The 14,054-nt window shown below is 50.6% G+C and carries 11 protein-coding genes; 5 read left to right on the top strand and 6 right to left on the bottom strand.

The annotated features are described in order from the left end of the window. Positions 1-166: 166 nt before the first annotated feature. From IMY23_RS05820 to IMY23_RS05805, 4 genes are all read left to right on the top strand, one after another. Complete coding sequence (locus tag IMY23_RS05820; RefSeq protein WP_225986421.1) at positions 167-1,297, top strand: DegT/DnrJ/EryC1/StrS aminotransferase family protein; 1,131 nt, start codon at positions 167-169, stop codon at positions 1,295-1,297. A 69-nt stretch (positions 1,298-1,366) separates the two neighbouring features. Further along, positions 1,367-2,392, top strand: coding sequence for a Gfo/Idh/MocA family protein (locus IMY23_RS05815; protein WP_192821181.1), 1,026 nt, complete (start codon positions 1,367-1,369; stop codon positions 2,390-2,392). Positions 2,393-2,497: 105 nt separating this feature from the next. Beyond that, positions 2,498-3,184, top strand: a complete 687-nt coding sequence (locus IMY23_RS05810) for a trans-aconitate 2-methyltransferase (RefSeq protein WP_192821180.1) — start codon at positions 2,498-2,500, stop codon at positions 3,182-3,184. 32 nt (positions 3,185-3,216) lie between these two features. Continuing rightward, positions 3,217-4,266: a glycosyltransferase family 4 protein gene (locus IMY23_RS05805; RefSeq protein ID WP_192821179.1), complete on the top strand. Its 1,050-nt coding sequence runs from the start codon at positions 3,217-3,219 to the stop codon at positions 4,264-4,266. Between the two features lie 11 nt (positions 4,267-4,277). On the opposite strand, the gene IMY23_RS05800 is transcribed toward IMY23_RS05805, so the two are convergent. The 3 genes from IMY23_RS05800 to IMY23_RS05790 form a co-directional block, all read right to left on the bottom strand. Further along, the gene (locus tag IMY23_RS05800) at positions 4,278-5,759 is read right to left on the bottom strand and encodes a lipopolysaccharide biosynthesis protein (protein ID WP_192821178.1); all 1,482 of its coding nucleotides are present in this window, start codon (positions 5,757-5,759) and stop codon (positions 4,278-4,280) included. 125 nt (positions 5,760-5,884) lie between these two features. Continuing rightward, the gene (locus IMY23_RS05795; protein ID WP_192821177.1) at positions 5,885-7,210 is read right to left on the bottom strand and encodes a polysaccharide deacetylase family protein; all 1,326 of its coding nucleotides are present in this window, start codon (positions 7,208-7,210) and stop codon (positions 5,885-5,887) included. Positions 7,211-7,272: 62 nt separating this feature from the next. Further along, positions 7,273-8,592, bottom strand: coding sequence for a glycosyltransferase family 4 protein (locus tag IMY23_RS05790; protein WP_225986420.1), 1,320 nt, complete (start codon positions 8,590-8,592; stop codon positions 7,273-7,275). Positions 8,593-8,819: 227 nt separating this feature from the next. Between IMY23_RS05790 and ffh the strand changes: the two genes are divergently transcribed. After that, positions 8,820-10,157: a signal recognition particle protein gene (gene ffh / locus IMY23_RS05785; RefSeq protein WP_192821176.1), complete on the top strand. Its 1,338-nt coding sequence runs from the start codon at positions 8,820-8,822 to the stop codon at positions 10,155-10,157. Between the two features lie 336 nt (positions 10,158-10,493). On the opposite strand, the gene IMY23_RS05780 is transcribed toward ffh, so the two are convergent. From IMY23_RS05780 to IMY23_RS05770, 3 genes are all read right to left on the bottom strand, one after another. Next, positions 10,494-10,979 (bottom strand): nucleoside deaminase, encoded by a 486-nt coding sequence (locus IMY23_RS05780; RefSeq protein WP_192821175.1) that lies wholly within the window; start codon positions 10,977-10,979, stop codon positions 10,494-10,496. Positions 10,980-11,047: 68 nt separating this feature from the next. Continuing rightward, positions 11,048-11,572, bottom strand: coding sequence for a DinB family protein (locus IMY23_RS05775; RefSeq protein ID WP_192821174.1), 525 nt, complete (start codon positions 11,570-11,572; stop codon positions 11,048-11,050). 123 nt (positions 11,573-11,695) lie between these two features. Beyond that, positions 11,696-14,047, bottom strand: coding sequence for a response regulator (locus tag IMY23_RS05770; protein ID WP_192821173.1), 2,352 nt, complete (start codon positions 14,045-14,047; stop codon positions 11,696-11,698). Positions 14,048-14,054 lie beyond the last annotated feature (7 nt).

Below are 14,054 nucleotides of genomic sequence, written 5' to 3'. Positions count from 1 at the left end.
GTGACAGTTGGTTGCATTGGCAAAGCTTTTGTTTGGTATTTATACGGTTTTAGTAAAAAAGAAAGAAACGGCAGGCGTATTCAATCCATTTGGGCTTTAGAAATAAAAACCGGAAACGCACCAATCCGAAACCTGTCTTGCTATATTTGTTTTTTGAATGAAACGCATGACGCACCTCCAAATGGTGGACCTCAAAGGTCAGTACCAACGCTTGAAACCCGAGATTGACGCCGCCATGCAGGCCGTGGTGGACAGCACTGCTTTTATCAACGGGCCGCAGGTGAAAACTTTCGCCACCAACCTGGCCAACTACCTGCAGGTGAACCACGTCATTCCGTGCGCCAACGGCACAGACGCGTTGCAGATTGCATTAATGGCTTTGGATTTGCCCGCCGGCGGCGAAGTAATTGTGCCCGCCTTTAATTATGTGGCTACCGCCGAAGTGATTGCGCTATTAGGGTTGAAACCGGTGTTCGTGGATGTGCTGCCTGATACCTTTTGCATTGACCCCGCCAAAGTGCGCGCCGCCATCACTGACAAAACCGTGGCCGTCATGCCCGTACATTTGTTTGGGCAATGTGCGCCCATGGAAGAACTGATGGACCTGGCCATTGCGCAGGAACTGTTCGTGATTGAAGACAACGCCCAGGCTATTGGCGCGCAATATGTAGATGCTGAAGGCAATACGTCTTTTGCCGGCACCATGGGCCACGTGGGCACTACCTCGTTCTTTCCGTCTAAAAACCTGGGCTGCATGGGCGACGGCGGCGCTATTTTCACTCAAGATGCAGAACTGGCCGCTATTCTGCAGCAGATTGCCAACCACGGCCAGCAGAAGAAATACCATTACGCCCGCGTGGGCGTTAACTCCCGTTTAGATACCTTGCAGGCCGCTTTGCTAGATGTGAAACTGACGCACCTGGATGATTTCATCTTGCGCCGCCAGAAAGCCGCCATGTTTTATGATGCCGCGTTCGCGGAAGTGGAAGGTATTCAACTTCCTACCTTGGCTCCTTATAGTTCGCATGTCTTTCACCAGTACACCTTGCAAGTTCCGGCTGCCAAACGTGACGCCTTGAAAGCCTATCTTCAGGATAAAGGAATCCCGAGCATGGTGTATTATCCGGTGCCATTGCATTTGCACGAAGCCTATGCCTATTTGGGCTATAAAGCCGGTGATTTCCCGGTGTCTGAAGGCTTGTGCCATACCGTTATTTCCTTGCCCATGCACACCGAACTTACGCAAGACCAGCAGCAGTTTATTGCCGATGCGGTGGTGACGTTTATGCAGGCTTAAAATTATAAATTAGAACTTCCGTTTTCGGGCTCATTTCTGGAAATGAAGCCGAAAACGCAGACAGAATCCATGTCAGAGAATATCACATTTGCAGTAATAGGAGCGGGGCACATAGGAAAACGCCACGCCACCATGGCCCAGCGCCACCCCGAGGGGAGATTAGTGGCCATGGTAGACACCGACCCCGCGCGCCAGCCGGAAGTGGAAGCCATGGGCGTTCCGTTCTTTGGCTCTATGGAAGAGTACCTGGCCCACGGTCCCAAAGCCGATGTGATCTGTATCTGCACGCCCAATGGATTTCATGCCCAGCAAGCCATGCTGGCGCTGGAGAACGGCAGCCACGTAGTCTGTGAGAAACCCATGGCCCTCACCAAAGCCGACTGCGAGCGCATCATCTACAAATCACTGCAAACGTCAAAACTGGTTTTCTGTGTGATGCAGAACCGCTACAGTCCGCCGTCTTTGTGGTTGAAGGAGATGATTTCTGAGGAACGCCTGGGTAAGATTTTCCTGGTTCAGATTAACTGTTACTGGAACCGCGATGACCGCTACTACAAACCCGGCACTTGGAAAGGCAACGGAGCGCTGGACGGCGGCACGTTGTTTACCCAATTCAGCCATTTCATTGACATTATGTACTGGTTGTTCGGGGATATCAAGAACATCAGCGGTAGGTTCATGGATTACAACCACGCCGGCTTGACGGATTTTGAAGACAGCGGCTTGATTCAGTTCGAGTTCATGAACGGTGGCAATGGCTGTTTGAATTATTCCACGTCCGTCTGGGATACCAACCTGGAAAGCAGCATGACCATTATTGGCGAAAAAGGAAGCATTAAAGTAGGCGGCCAATACATGAACGAGGTGGAATATTGCCATGTGCAAGACTACACCATGCCCCAGTTACCGCCTAGTAGCCCCGCCAACGACTACGGCCACTACAAAGGCAGCGCCGCCAACCACCACTTCATCTTTGAAAACGTGATTGATACCCTAAAGGGCAAAACCTACGCCACCACCAATGCCCTGGAAGGCCTGAAAGTAGTGGAGATTATTGAACGCATCTATGCACTGAAAAGCGCAATTAAGAATTGAGAATTAGGAATTAAGAATTTCTGGATACGACCCATACCTATCCTTGCAATTCATAATTCCATTATCAAACAATTCTTAATTCCTACTTCTTAATTCCCAATTAAAATGAGCGTTTCTTCTTTCTACGACGAATACACCGAGCAGCAGTTCAAAAAAGGCATCCACATCCGGCACCGGACTATTCTGAAGAACCTGAAGAAAGCTGGGTTGCAGCCAAATTCAAAGGTGCTGGAAATAGGCTGCGGCATTGGCACGGTCACGCATTTGCTGGCCAAAGCCACGCCGCAAGGAAAAGTCTTAGCCGTAGACATCAGCCCGAAGAGTATTGACATGGCCCGCAAGTTCAACCACCAGTTCAACCATACGGAGTTTCTGGTGTCTGACATGACTGATTTCACGCGGCCCGAGAAGTTTGACTTTGTGGTATTGCCAGACGTGATTGAGCACATCCCATTGGAGCAGCACCCAAATTTGTTTCAGGTCATTGCCAGACATTTGCACGCAACCTCCACTGTGGCCATCAACATTCCGCATCCTTTGTATCTGACCTGGGTATGGGAGCACCAACCTGAATTGTTGCAGGTGATTGACCAACCTATTCACACCGATGAATTGCTGCGCAATACCTACGCGGCAGGTTTGTATTTGCACCATCTGGAAAGTTATTCTTTGTTTACCCAAACCGAGGATTACCAGTGGATTCTTTTGAAACAACGCAACCCTCCTACGCAGGTAGAAGCCAAATCTAAGGTGAACCTGAAACTTCAGGATTTGTCTTCTAAGTGGCTGTAATTGAATAACTAATGGCGGCCTGTAAACCTGTTTTGCTTTATTTTTATCCGGCGCAATCCTCTTTTGTAGTCAAGGATTTGAAGCTGATGGAGCAGGTGTACGAGGTGCGGCATCATGGCTTTCTTCCCGCCAAAAAATGGCAAACGCCGTTGGTGTGGCTGGGACTGTTGTTCTTCCTGCTTCGGCATATTTGGCGGGCGGAAGTGATTGTCTGCATGTTCGCTGGCTATCATTCCTGGTTTCCGGCCTGTTTGGGAAAACTAGCCCGAAAACCCTGCTTGATTGTGGCGGGCGGCACCGACTGCGTTTCGTTCCCCAGCATTGGCTACGGCTGTTTCTCTAAACCCGTTCTGGGCAGGTTCACGCGCTGGTCTTATAAACTGGCCAGCCACATTGCACCGGTGCACGAAAAACTGGTGTGGCAGGAATACAGCTACCAACCCAATGACTTCCCGAACCAAGGCTTCCGGTTCCATTGCCCGGGTCTGGAAACGCCGCACACCGTGGTTTATAATGGCTATGATGCGGAATTCTGGCAACCGGATTTTTCAGTGACCAGACGGCCGGCTTCATTTCTAACAGTTTGCGCCGGCTTGGACATGCGGTTCACGCAGCGGTTGAAAGGCGTGGATTTGATTCTGGAAGCGGCCAAACATCTCCCTGAAGCCACGTTCACCATTGTGGGTTCGCCGCTCGGATTTTCAATTCCCAACCAACCCAAAAACGTACACCTGTTGCCCAAAATGCCTTTGGCAGATTTAAAAGCCGTGTACAGCGCCCATACGTTTTACCTGCAATTGTCCATGTCAGAAGGGTTTCCCAATGCCCTGAGCGAAAGCATGCTGTGCGGCTGCGTACCGGTGGTCAGCAATGTGGGGGCCATGCCTGATTTAATTGGCGATAGTGGGTTTGTGTTGGAAAAACAAGACTCGATATTGCTCCAGGAAGTACTGAAAAAAGCCTTACAAGCCGATGTCCTGACCATGGGGCAACAGGCTCGGGCACGTATCTCACAACAGTACCCAGAAACCAGACGAGAACAAGAATTGCTGGAGCTTTTGGCTTCGCTGAAAGCGGAATAAAGAAATTGCCTTTAATTTATTCCCAACCGGACCAGCGATTTCCGGATGCCATTGTTCAGTTCCGGCGACACTTTCAAGCCTACCATCAAACTGCCATACACCGCCGTGATCACCAAAGACCTTACGGCAATGTCCAGCAGCAGATGGGGCATTTGCGGCAATACCCATGAAGCCCCGAAGGCCACCGCAGAAATAGCCACAATCAATAGAGAATCCCAACCAAAGGGCTGCATCTTGAAATACTTCGCCACAAACACCACCCTAAAGAAATTGTAGAGAATGTACACCATCATAGAGGCAAAAGCTGCTCCGCTAATGCCGTACGGCGGAATCAACAGGTAATTGGTGTAGATGACCAGGGCCACCATCAGCACGTTGAAATACAGGTCATAGCGGTATTTGTCTGAGGTAAGCAGAATCATGCCGTTGATGCCGGTGGCCAGGTCAAACAAGCGGGCAAATCCCATAAATAATATCACCCAGCGGCCCTCACTGTAATCTTTGGGCATGAGCGCGAAGATGTTGTCCACATTGCACCATATGCCCAGAAACAGCAGAAAACCCACCACCATGTTCACCCGCGTCATGTTCTTGTACAGCCGCCCCAGCGTGGTCATGTCCTGCGCCTTGAACAGGTCAGCGACTTGCGGGTACACAATCTTGTTCAAGCCCCGCGAAGGCACCAGAATGGCCGAGGTGATGAAATAGGCCGTGGTGTAAAAGGCCACGTCATCCAGCCCGCTGTAGGCTGCAATCATGGCCGAATCTGTGAAGGTGATAACCGTGGTAGAGACATTCCCCAGAAAGGAATACAGGCCGTAGCGCACCACTTCTTTGAGCGGCACAATGGAAAACATGGTCTTGCCGGGCCGCACAAAAAACTGCCGAAGCCACAGCAAGTACACAATGGAAATGAAGGCCGTGCAGGAATTGACCGCAATAAACAGAATCACAAACCACTGAAAGTCAATCCAACCCCAGGAGTACACAAATACGGCGCCCAACGTGAGCACGCGCACCAGAAAATCCTGCAAAAACGACTGCACCACCGTCTTGTACAAAGACCGCAAATACGCATCCAGGAGCATGAACAGCAGCGTGAAAAAACTAAGCGGAATAATGTAATAATAGTAGTCCAACGCCAGCGGCGACTGCTTGCCCAAGTGCTCTACCACGGTGGGCTTCAGCAGGAAAAACAAACCTGTCACCACCACAAACCCCGCCAACGGAATCAACAGCATTAAGAACAGAAAGCCGTTATGTTTTTTGTCTTTGTCTCTAAAGTAAGGGAAGTATTTCAGGCTGATGTTGGTGAACCCCAAGGCCGAAAACTGCGCGTAAATAGGCGACACTTGCAGCAGAAAACGCGTCAGGCCCACCTGGTCTGGGTCCATAAGGTTGGGGAACAGCAGCACGGTGTTCACGTAGCCAATCACCATGCCGGCGTACGAGATGATGGTGTTCAGAAAACCCTGCTTGCGGAGTACGCTCATGTGAAGGTGAAAGGCGTTTTCGGGCTCATTTCTGTAAACGGAGCCGAAAACGGATAAATGGCTAGATGCAAAAGTAACACGTTCTTGGTTGGCAACGCTAGCCTGGCGCAGGAAATTACTGTAAGCTACCGCTGCTGAACTTCATGAATGGTTTGGTTGGCCGTTTGAAATCCACTTCCTAACCTTTGTACTTCCTGCGTAATTTCCCTGAAAAGCTGTAAACCGTGAGGCAAACCGTAAGGCGTGAAATTCTCATTGTGCCAAAGCAACGTGAAAACCCCGTTGAATTTCTTAATCTCAAAAAGCATTGGTTTTATAACCGGCAACACTTCCTCTGCGCTTAATTGGAGGTAGTTGGGGTGATTCAGTGTGATGTCCATCAAATTGAGGGGAAGTTCCCAGGTGCTGGTCATGCGCCGCTGCTTGACATCAAATAACCTGAACGGCAGGCAGTAACTGTTCCTGAACCCGAAATGCTCAGCAAAACCCAGGCTGGAGTCATAGCCAAATTCCAGTTCTTCCAGCAAACTCGGGGTAATTTCAGGGTCAAACCGAAGGTAATGGAACCGATTCCCGGTCACGGAAGGAGGTAAGAATTTTTTTTCGGTTTTGAGTTGAGACGCGTTGGTGCTGGTGCCGTGGCTTCCGTGCAGGCCTATTTCGTGCCCATTGTCGGACAAGCGTTTTATAGCTAGCTGAACTCTGGGCGAGCGGATGTCATAATCACTGTTGGGGTGGCCATCTACTTTTTGGGAATTTGGCAGAAAATAAAAACTGCCTTTGGCGTTCAATTTCTGAAGTTCGGCATCTACCTGGGCAAGGTTGTTGAAAGCGTCTTCGCCCTTGATTTTTTGCAGGGCAACGTCTAAAAACAAACCCAAATCGCCGCGCAGCAAAGCCGGTTTTCCCACAACTTTCCAGGCGCTTTGCAGCGAATCAATGTCATGCGTGAGGCAGGTCATGAACGAATGTCCAGGCCAGGTTTTTGGTGCTACAGAAATACCGTAAGCTTTCTCAACCGCCGCGCGCAAAATATCAAAATAGTAGTTGACCACTGGCAGCGTCACAAAGCAGTGTTTGTGTTGCATTGATGCCTGGTAAGGAAATCGCCCAAATCTATCTCGCTCCTGACTGTGGAATTCCTGCCAACCAGAGAGCAGATAAAAAGCGCCTGCCACTAAATCAAAGTTCACCACCACGTTTCCAGAAGCACCTTGGGTGAACCAATCTTGCTCAGGAGATTTTTCAAAAAACAAGGAAATGCTGGTGCCGTTCCAGGATTTTAATGAGGAGTAGGGAGGATAGGGTTCTTTTCCTTCAAAGAAGTATGCGCCGTGAGAAGCAATCTGAATTAGGCTTTTCCCGTCAAGGCCATAATGCAGTTCCAGCGGCTCCGGCAAATGGTAGCAATGCTTGAAATGGAAGAGCACGTAGTCAAACAGAAGGTCCACAGAAAATTTGAAAGGTGTTTTCGGGCTCATTTCTAGAAACGAGCCCGAAAACGGACATTTGATTATGACACCAGCAGCGCCGCCAGTTTCTCGGTTAAGGCGCGCCTTGAATATTGCGTGTAATTGATGATGGGCAAATCCAGGTTCGGGTTGATTTTCCAGGTTTTGCTCATCTGCAGCAGGTGGTCCAGAATGACTTCATAGCCCGAGTAATGGAACACGCGCCCCGCGCCACACTCGTCCAGAATTCGGTCCACGTCGCCGTGAATAGGGCCGATGCAGATGATGGGTTTGTTGGCGGCCAGGTACTCAAACAGCTTGCCGGTCAAAATCCCGAAGTTGTTGGGCACGTCTGGAATTGCCATTAAGAGCGCCGTGCTCGCCATCAGGTATTTGATGGATTCTTCGTGCGGCACGTAGTCAATGTACTCGGTGATCAAGGGCAGACCGGCGGCTTCCACCTGGCGTTTTACTTCCAGAGATACTTTGCCCACAAACCGCAACTTGTATCTGATGAACGGGTTACGGGTAACGGTTTCGCAGAGCGCCTGTAAAAAGCCTTCAATGTTGTAGGCCTCTGTAATGGTGCCGGTGTAGGTGATGATGAACTCCTCTGAAGACGACGTGGACGGATGCACAAAATCGGCTTCGTCATACCCGTTCGGGATCACATGGATTTTGTTGGGGTCAAGCGAAGCCGATTTTTGCAGGAACAGGCGCTTCATGTCATCACTCACCACCAGCACGGCATCGGCGTTTTCCAGCACCTCGCGTTCATAGCTGGCGTCCAGTTTTTGGGCCAGAGCGGTGTGGTTCAAATCCTGGTAATAGTAAATATCGGTCCAGGGGTCGCGCATGTCAGCAATCCACTTCAGCCCGAATTTCTTTTTCAGCTTCAGGCCAATCAACTGCGTGCTGTGCGGCGGCGAAGAGGTGAGAATGGCCTGGATTGGCTTCCGTTTCATTACTTTGGTGGCGGCGTCTAATGCAAAGCGGTTCCAGCCTACGCGCGGGTCTGGTATGAACAGATTTCCGCGCAGGAACTTGAACAGCTTCTGTTTCCAGTTCTCTTTGCCGGTGTTCGCAAAGCCCCCAAACGGAATGTCTTTCTTCCCGGTGAGCTTCTTGTAAAACTCAAAGGGTTCACGCGTACCCGTCCTGATTACGTGAATGTTATCGGGAACTTCGGCTAGCAGGCTTTGGTCCAGAATAGGGTATGAGGCCTGGTTTTCATCTACCGTGATGACCGTGGGCGTAATCCCGAACTCCGGCAAATGCTTCACAAACTTGAGACAGCGCTGCACCCCGCCCCCGCCCGAGGGCGGCCAGTAATAGGTGAGGAATAAGACGTTGTGGGTATCTGGCGTGGCGGCTGGTTCCAAAAGTTAAGTTCTTCTTTTGTGCGTTAAGGTTTTAGGGCGAAAGCTGTTTTTGGCCCCGTTTCTGGAAATGAGCCCCAAAACGGCTGCTTTGTCCCGTCCGAATATACGCAGCTTCCCGGAATTGTTGGTGAACTTCCGCAATTTCTGCGTATTTTTGTAAGATGCCGCGCGCTCTTTGCGCCAGGCAAATCCAGTAGAATTAATCCTAACTCAGTCATATACTACACATGTTTGAGAATTTAAGTACCAAGCTTGACCGCGCTTTCAAGACCCTCAAAGGCCAGGGAAGCATCACTGAAATCAACGTCGCCCAGACCATCAAGGAAGTAAGACGTGCCCTGGTAGACGCCGACGTGAACTACAAAGTGGCCAAAACCGTGACCGACAAAATCAAGGACGAGGCCATGGGCCGCGACGTGCTGATTGCCGTGTCGCCGGGCCAGTTGATGGTGAAGATTGTGCACGAAGAACTCACCGAACTGATGGGCGGCGAGAAAAAAGACATTAACATCACCGGTTCTCCGGCTATTATTTTGATTGCGGGCCTGCAGGGTTCGGGTAAAACCACCTTCACGGGCAAGCTTTCCAACTTCCTGAAGAAACAAGGCAAAGGCGTTTTGGTAGCGGCCTGCGACGTGTACCGCCCGGCGGCTATTGACCAGCTGAGCGTGTTGGCCGAGCAGGTTGGCGTGGAGTTCTACGCGGAGCGCGAAAGCAAAGACCCGGTTTCCATTGCCCGCAATGCCGTGGAGCACGCCAAGCGCACCGGCAAGAAAGTGGTCATCATTGACACCGCGGGCCGTTTGGCCGTGGACGAGGCCATGATGCAGGAAATCTTCGACATCAAGCAGGCCATCAAACCCACTGAGACTTTGTTTGTGGTGGATTCCATGACCGGCCAAGATGCCGTGAACACCGCCAAAACGTTCAACGAGCGCATCAACTTTGACGGCGTAGTGTTGACCAAGCTAGACGGTGACTCTCGTGGTGGCGCCGCGCTTTCCATCAGAGCGGTGGTGGAGAAACCCATCAAGTTTATCTCTACCGGTGAGAAAATGGAAGCGCTTGACCTATTCTACCCAGACCGGATGGCCCAGCGTATTTTAGGTATGGGTGACGTAATCTCCCTGGTAGAGCGCGCCCAGCAAACCTTTGACGAAGACGAAGCCAAGCGCATCAACAAGAACATCCGGAAGAACCAGTTTAACTTTGACGACTTCTTGTCTCAGTTGGAGCAGATTAAACGGATGGGCGATATCAAAGACCTGGTGGGCATGATTCCCGGCGTGAGCAAGATGTTGAAAGACGTGGACATTGACGAAAGTGCTTTCGCGCCCATTGAGGCCATCATCAAATCCATGACCAAGGAAGAGCGCCAAAATCCAGATATGATCTCTGGCAGCCGCCGTAACCGTATTGCCAAAGGTTCCGGAACTACCATTCAGCAGGTGAACAACTTGATGAAGCAGTTCAATGACATGCGCAAGATGATGAAGAGCATGAACAAAATGGCCGGTACCAAAGGCGGTCTTGCCAAGCTCGGCAGCATGATGGGACGCAGGTAAATTGTTGATTGTTAATTGCTGATTGTTTTAGTAATAAAAAAAGCCCCGCATCTTAATGGATGCGGGGCTTTTACGTTTTCGGCTTCGTTTCTGGAAATAAGGCCAAAAACGGAAATTTTAAAATATTAGTCACGCCTTCCGTCCCCCTTTGAAGGGGGTAGGGGAAGGATAAATTTTGCTGATAATCGCATTCCCGAGAATCAATTTTACTTGTTCTGTATGTATTGCTTATGGTTCTTCTGCTCACTAAATAATCCCGGGCTTTCAAAGGGAAACGAAATGCGTGTTTAAATTTAACTATCTATTAGTCAGTTGATTATTAAACAATCAACAATTTTAATACTCCGTTTTGCCTTCCATTTTTTCCCATTCCCTGAATCCGGCCAAGGCTTCATCGCGCAGGAATTGTTCCATGGGAAGGGAGCGGTTGTGGAGGGGAAGTTCCAGTTCTTCGTAGATAAAGGCGTCATCAAAGCCGATGGCGGCGGCGTCTATCTTGGTGTTGCCGTAGAAAACGCGGTCGGGGCGGGCCCAGTAGATGGCGCCCAAGCACATGGGGCATGGTTCGCAGCTGGTGTAGAGGTCGCAACCTGTGAGCTGGAACGAGCCCAGGGCCTGGCAGGCTTTGCGAATGGCATCCACTTCGGCGTGAGCCGTAGGGTCATTGCTGGAGGTCACATTGTTGAAACCCCGGGCAATGATTTCGCCGTTTTTCACGACCACCGCGCCAAACGGACCGCCTTTGCCTTCTTTCATCTTCTCAATGGAAAGCCTGATGGCTTCGCGCATGAATTCTTCCTGTGGGGTGCCGGTTGTTGACATACTCTGTTGTTTGGTTTTGCTTTTTTAATACGCGGCAAAGGTAACAAAGTAAGGGCGGGCCAAGAAAATTATGCGGTCACCAATTTCTGCATCTGCAGTTTATGGTGCGCGGCATGCTCCAACAAAAACTGAAGGGTTTGGTTCATGGTGAGCAATCCGGCGCGGGGATGCTTGAATATCTCCTTCTGCTGCAAGTGCTCCGGAAATTTCTCCAGAAACTGCTGCCATTGCTGGCTGGTGGCTTGCCACTTTTCCTCTACCTCCGCCACGCTCACGTTGGGGGGCATGTCGCCAATCATCTTGGGGACTTTGAATTTAAAGGGAAGCGCCAGTGCCAGGTTCAGCAGAAAAGACCGGTAACGGGTATTGAACGAGACCGGCTTGTGCGTGCGACCGCTGGCCAGGTTGGCTTCAATGGCCTGTAAAACCGTATTTTCCACCTTCCAGAGATGGTAATACAACTGCGCCGCCGACCATTGCCCCTCACCAGGCGGCTTCTGCTGCTGGTCCGGTGACAGCGCGCGCACTTGGGCTGTGTAGGTTTGGCGGTGTTTCTCTAACTGAGTATATTTTTTCTGGAAGGAAGGATGCATGTTTGGGGCCGAAGTTTTGCAAAAGGTACGTTTTCGGGCTCATTTTCCAAAATGAGCCCGAAAACAGAATCCGTTTTTGCCTTTTTCAGATGAAATATAGACTTGGTTTCCCGGCCGTACAAACTAAGCGGACTGCTGCTTCTTTAATTGTTGGATAATCTTTTTCAATTCCTCAGAGGCCTTGCCCACCAACAGCACCATGCGCTGCACCAGGGAAGAAACGTTCTCTAAGTTTGACCGGTGCAGGACCGACTGTTCAATCTCGGTGTTCAGGTCTTCTATGGCCTTAATGCCCACCAAGGCGAGTGATGGTTTAATGCGGTGCGCAATGGTTCTGGTGAGCGGCCAATTGGAGAATGAAACGGCTCTGGTGAGTTCCTGCACCTGCTCCGGAATCTGATCCAAGAACAACTGCAGAATGTCTACCATGAAATCTACATTCCCATGCGCGAAATCTTCCAGATATTTCAAGTCTATATGGAAGTTCTCCAGCTGTGCATCATTAGCTTGTCCGGCGTTTGACAAATGATCCTGGTCTGGCAAAAACCTGGCAATTTCATTTAGCAGCGTCTCGGCTTGAAACGGTTTGGAGACATAGGAATCGGCCCCGGCATCCAGGCAGCGGTCGGCCTCCCCTTGCGAGGCGTGCGCGGTAAGGGCAATTATGGGAATGTTTTTGAGGGGTGCCTGTTGCTGCCTTATGTGCCGCATGGCCTCGTAGCCATCCATTTCGGGCATTTGCATGTCCATGAGTACCAGGTCAAAAGGTTGTTGTTCCAGTATCTCCACGGCTTCAAGACCATTGTTGACTACCTCCAACTTAATTTCCTGGTCACCTAATACCTTTTGCACCAGCATTTGGTTAATGGGGTTGTCTTCGGCCAGCAGCAGGCGGGCATGGCGCAGATGGTGGTATTTTCCTGTTTGGGCGGGCGGCGAAGGTTGGTCTGTGGCAGATACAGGTTCTGGTTGTTGGGTCACTTTTTTGAAAGGCAGCGCAAACGTGAACGTGCTCCCAACCCCGGCTTCGCTCTGCACCGAGATGCTGCCCCCTTGCACCTCAATCAATTCTTTGGCAATGGAAAGCCCCAGGCCCGTGCCGCCAAATTTACGGGTGGTGTCATTGCTGCCCTGAGTGAACTTCTCAAAAATAGTCTCCAGATTTTCTTTCTGAATGCCAATGCCAGAATCCCGCACCGTGAACTCCAGTTCAAATTGCCCGTCTTGGGCAGACAATACTTCCACGCTCAGTTTAATGGTGCCATTCTCTGTGAATTTGATGGCGTTGCCAATGAGGTTGTTCAAGATCTGGCTAAGCCTAAATGGGTCGCCTTCCACAAACTGTGGAATGTCATCATCTAGCAGAAGCTTCAGGCTGTTCTTTCGCTCCTTGGCTCTAATATCAAGAATGTCAAGCAGTTGTTTGATTAATTGCCGAAGGTCAAAGGGAATAATCTCCAGCGTGATTTTGCCGGCTTCAATCTTAGAGAAGTCCAGCAGGTCATTGATGATGACCATTAAATTATTGGCCGATGTGTTGATGGCTTTCAGGTACTCGCGCTGTTGATCATTGAGGTTGGTCTTGGAAAGCACTTCGGTCAGGCCCAGAATCCCGTTCATGGGTGTCCGGATCTCATGGCTCATGTTGGCCAGGAACTGCTCTTTGACCTGCGCCATGCTCAGGGCTTCGTCTTTGGCTTTCTTGAGTTCCTCCTCAGATTTTACGCGGCTGGTAATGTCATAGCCCACGCCTATCACGCCTGTGACTTCACTGTTGGCATTGGTCATAGGCAGGTAAAGGCAGTCAAACCAAACGCCTTGCACGTTGGTGGTGCAATTGGCGCCCGCACCCTTCAAGGCTTTGCGTACGCAGGCCAGAATGGTGGGATTGTCTTGGTACGCCTCATACATAGACATACCCACTGATTGCCCTTCAGATTTACCAATCAATGACAAGCCTTTGCCACGGGTCATGGTGAAACGGCCTTCGGCGTCAATGGCCCATAGAATGATGGGCGCGCCGTTTACTACGGTTTCCAGCTGTTCCTGCGTGCGGCGCAGCTGTTCCTGGGTTTGGAGACGTTCCTGCTCAATTTTGTGCAGCCGTACCGCCGTTCTTATGCTCTGGGAAATGCCCTCCGGGGTAAGTAAAGTCTTAGGAAGGTAATCTGAGGCGCCGGTTTTAATGGCTTCCACGGCAATTCGTTCATCGCCCTGCGACGTGACAATCTGAACGGGGGTGGTAATGCCTTTCTCTCGTATGACTTGCAGCAACTCCAGACCGTTCATGTCTGGCAGCATGAAATCAATGAAGATGAAATCAAAGTTGGTGGCTTTCAACGCAGCCAGGGCCTCTTCACCGGTGGTGGCGTTCTGTACCTCTGCCTCTACCTGTGCCGTGCGCAAAGACCGCCTGATGATCATGCGGTCTACTTCATCATCATCAACAATCAGGAGTTTTAGGGGGCCCTCCATAGGTAAA

Origin of the sequence: Rufibacter sp. LB8 (assembly GCF_014876185.1) — a bacterium.
Classification (GTDB): Bacteria; Bacteroidota; Bacteroidia; order Cytophagales; family Hymenobacteraceae; genus Nibribacter.
This window is presented reverse-complemented; position numbering and strand designations above follow the sequence as displayed.

What these genes read in the sequence shown, in the direction of transcription:
- IMY23_RS05820 (WP_225986421.1), top strand. Translation starts at nt 167, where the DNA reads ATGACGCACCTCCAAATGGTGGACCTCAAAGGTCAGTACCAACGCTTG.
- IMY23_RS05815 (WP_192821181.1), top strand. Translation starts at nt 1,367, where the DNA reads ATGTCAGAGAATATCACATTTGCAGTAATAGGAGCGGGGCACATAGGA.
- IMY23_RS05810 (WP_192821180.1), top strand. Translation starts at nt 2,498, where the DNA reads ATGAGCGTTTCTTCTTTCTACGACGAATACACCGAGCAGCAGTTCAAA.
- IMY23_RS05800 (WP_192821178.1), bottom strand. Translation starts at nt 5,759, where the DNA reads ATGAGCGTACTCCGCAAGCAGGGTTTTCTGAACACCATCATCTCGTAC.
- ffh (WP_192821176.1), top strand. Translation starts at nt 8,820, where the DNA reads ATGTTTGAGAATTTAAGTACCAAGCTTGACCGCGCTTTCAAGACCCTC.
- IMY23_RS05780 (WP_192821175.1), bottom strand. Translation starts at nt 10,979, where the DNA reads ATGTCAACAACCGGCACCCCACAGGAAGAATTCATGCGCGAAGCCATC.
- IMY23_RS05775 (WP_192821174.1), bottom strand. Translation starts at nt 11,572, where the DNA reads ATGCATCCTTCCTTCCAGAAAAAATATACTCAGTTAGAGAAACACCGC.
- IMY23_RS05770 (WP_192821173.1), bottom strand. Translation starts at nt 14,047, where the DNA reads ATGGAGGGCCCCCTAAAACTCCTGATTGTTGATGATGATGAAGTAGAC.